General features: G+C 63.7%; 2 protein-coding genes and 1 pseudogene. 2 read left to right on the forward strand and 1 reads right to left on the reverse strand.

Annotation, left to right across the window (positions count from 1 at the left end; genetic code table 11):
- Both H7965_RS29195 and H7965_RS29200 read left to right on the forward strand, forming a co-directional pair.
- Window positions 1-112 (forward strand): annotated as a pseudogene (locus H7965_RS29195) (IS630 family transposase); the annotation flags it as partial.
- A 196-nt stretch (window positions 113-308) separates the two neighbouring features.
- Complete coding sequence (locus tag H7965_RS29200; RefSeq protein WP_186774007.1) at window positions 309-1,367, forward strand: class I SAM-dependent methyltransferase; 1,059 nt, start codon at window positions 309-311, stop codon at window positions 1,365-1,367.
- Window positions 1,368-1,442: 75 nt separating this feature from the next.
- Here H7965_RS29200 and H7965_RS29205 read toward each other — a convergent pair whose 3' ends face one another.
- Complete coding sequence (locus tag H7965_RS29205; protein WP_186774008.1) at window positions 1,443-3,278, reverse strand: calcium-binding protein; 1,836 nt, start codon at window positions 3,276-3,278, stop codon at window positions 1,443-1,445.
- Window positions 3,279-3,457: the final 179 nt, after the last annotated feature.

The following is a 3,457-nucleotide window of genomic DNA, read 5'->3' on the forward strand; positions in this document are numbered from 1 at the left end:
CGCCGCGCGGACCATCGACGGGCTCTGGGATGCCATCCGCGACGCCCTGCCACGCTTTACCCCGGAAGAGTGCCGAAACTACTTCACCGCCGCAGGCTATGAACCAGAATGATCGGATTCCGCCCTAGCCGGCGTCGCTGGAAGCTGTCGCTGCGCAAAACACCAGTCGAAGGGGCGGAGACGGCGGGGGTGTCGTGTCTTGATTATCTCATGTGCAACGCACGCAACAGGGTGAAAGCCGTCGCCTGTTCAGGCCGTTCACCGGGTTGCCGATCAAGCTGCGCGCGTTCTGCGCCCGAGGGCAGTTGATGTCGAAGGATACGCTTGGCGCGGTAAGCCGCGATGCCGTGCAATGGGCGTTTCGGCTGCTGATCGGCCGCGACCCCCATGATGAGAGCGAGACCAAATTCCACCTGCAGCACGGCAGCGTCGAAGCCCTGCGTGCAGCCTTCTTCAATACGCCAGAGTTCGATAAGCTCTATCTGCAGCACCGGCGCGACCGGCATTACGAAGCGCCGCTGTTCCTGTTGCAGCCACCGGATGATCCGGCCATCCCTTGGCACTTCGCCTCGCCGGTTCTTGCGGCGCCGGTCTCCCAACTTTGCACTGCTGCCCAGTTCGACGAGCCGGCCTTTGCCGCCTGGTGCGAACGCCTCGATATGGTCCCTAGCCCGCACCGCAAGATCTGGGAGTTCTGCTTCGTCGCGGCCGCGATGGAGGCGGCGGGGGTTCTCCGTCCCGGTACGCGCGCGCTCGGCTTCGGGGTTGGGACGGAGCCGCTGCCCGCGCTGCTCGCCAGTTGCGGCGCGATGGTGGTCGCGACCGATGCACCGGCCGATTTGATCGCGGACCAGGGCTGGGCCAGCACCGGCCAGCACGCTACCGGGCTGCGGGTCCTGGATCGCCCCAGGATTCTGCCCTTCGAGATGCTGCAGGCGAAGGTCGCCTTCCAGCCGGTGGACATGAACGCCATCCCCGGGACGCTACGTGGCTTCGATGTCTGTTGGTCGTCCTGCGCTCTTGAGCATCTCGGCTCGATTGAGCATGGACTGCGCTTCATCGAGGAAAGCCTGCGCACCTTGCGGCCGGGTGGCTACGCGATCCACACGACCGAGTTCAATCTTTCCTCGAACCACCAGACCATGGAGGTACCGGCGCTGTCGCTGTTCCGCAAGCGGGACATCGAGGCATTGGCCACGCGCCTGTCAGCGGCCGGACATCATCTCCTGCCGCTCAACTTCCATCCCGGCGACAGGGAGGTGGATGCGCATATCGATCTGCCACCCTATGCAATGCCGCATCTGAAGCTGCAGGTGGCTCAGTTCGTCATCACCTCGATCGGCCTGATCATCCGCAAGGCGGGGTGACAGCCGCCATCCGGCGCCCGCGGGACGCGTGTCGCCGGACCGAGGATCAAGCGCACCGCGGTTGCCGGCTGCTGGTCACAAGATGAAGTCCACGGCGGTGATTGCGGATTTCTCGACTCCAACGAGATAGAGGAAGTCCAGGCCGTCACCGAGAATGAAATAGCAACTGCCAAGCCCGTCGTTCACACCGGTGGCCAGCACATCCGCCACGTTGCCATAGTGGTAGTTGCGGAGGTCGATGCGGTCCCGCCCCGCCTCGAACTCGAATACGATGTCGTAGGACAGCGGGCCGGTGGTGCGCGGATCGACGATGATGGTGTTGATCCCGTTGGCGACGTATCCCGGCACATCGGTGACACCGAGGGTGGACAGCGAGATGAAGTCCACGCCGTCGCCCGCGCGGTAGGTGTCGGAGCCGCCGCGCCCGAACAGGATATTGGTGCCGGCGTTGCCGATTATCTCGTTATCGAACACCGACCCCACGGCGGTCGTGCCGGTGCCATCCGGGTCGGCGGCATCGGCGGCGATGACCAGACGCTCACCTACCGAAAAGACGTCCCAGAAGAAGTTCGATGTTGAAATAACAGTGTCGAATCCGCCGAAGCCGTAGCTGGCATAGATCGGCGTGTTGCCCTCATCGACGAAATCGAAAGCGCTGTCCACGAGGTAGGTGTCGTTCCCGGCGCCGCCCAGCAGCACGTCGCCGAGACCGTCCGGATTCAGCCCGCCGTCCAGCGTGTCGTCGCCGGCTTCGCCTACCAGGACATCATTGCCGATGCCGCCCTGCAACAGGTCGGCGCCGTCCTGGCCAAAAACGAAATCTGAACCTGCCCCGCCCTGGAGCGTATCGTTGCCGTCGCCGCCCTGCAGCCAATTGACACCCTCATTGCCGATGATGGTATTGGCCAGGGCGTTGCCAGTGCCGTTGATGTCGCCGGCGCCCGCGTCGAGAACCAGGTTCTCGACATTGCTGGGAAGCGTGACGCTGATCGTGGAGATGACGGTGTCGGTGCCCTCGTTGAGAAATTCGGTGACGGTGTCCGTCAGGCTGCGTACGAGATAGACGTCGTCGCCGGTGCCGCCGAAAAGCGTGTTTGCTCCGGTGCCGCCATCCAGGTGGTCGTTCCCGTCACCGCCCAGCAGGAAATCATCGCCAACGCCACCTGCCAGCATATCATCGCCGGTGGTGCCGATAATGAACCGATCCTGAGTCCCCGAGCCATCCGGGGCAAAGCCCAGATTGTCGGCGGTGAGATCGGTGGCAGTAACGCCCTGCAAGAGAAACAGCGCGGTAAAGCTGTCGGCGCCGCCATCGCTGTCCCAGTCGACGATGGTATCGGCGCCCATCTGCCGCAGCTGCAGGTAGCCACTGCTGCCGAAGGGATTGCTGCCGTCATAACCGGTCGTGTTGGGGCTGTTCAGCCACTGCGCCAGGTCGAGCCTGTCGCCGGCTGCACCCGCCACGAAGTCGGTGATGACAATCGCGGGTGTCACGCTGCCGAGGGAATAAGCATAGGACGCCGCGAGGACAAAGGTGTCGGTATCCGCACCGCCGGTCAGCGTGCTGGGGGCGCCGACCGTGATTGTGTCGCTTCCGCCGCCGCCGGAAACCGTGCTGCTCAGCCCCGTGGCGAAGATGATGTCGTTGCCGCTGCCGCCATCGATGTCCGCAGTCGCAGACGCGATGACAGTGTCGTCGCCGCCCCCGCCGGTCAGCGTGTTGACACCCAACGAGTCAATCAAGAAATCGTTGCCAAGACCGCCGTTCAGGATGTCGTCGCCAGCGTCGCCGGACAGGAAATCGTCGCCATCGCCGCCATTCAGCGTGTCATTGCCTTCAAGGCCAAGAATGACGTCGGCTTCACTGCTGCCGGTCAGACTGTCTGCGGACGCTGTTCCGATCGTGGGCATTCTTGTTGCCTGCGGCTAAGAGCCCATCCGAAAAGGGATTGAGTTACCTGAATCGGATGTGATTCCCTTCTCCTGCGGGCGATTTGTGGGGAAGCAGGATGGCGTGGACAGCGGAGCATCGGCGTGCGGCGGATCGGCGCGGGCTGCGCTACCCCTCCGATCTGACGGATGCCGAATGG

Origin of the sequence: Siccirubricoccus deserti (genome assembly GCF_014283215.1) — a bacterium.
Lineage (GTDB): Bacteria > Pseudomonadota > Alphaproteobacteria > Acetobacterales > Acetobacteraceae > Siccirubricoccus > Siccirubricoccus deserti.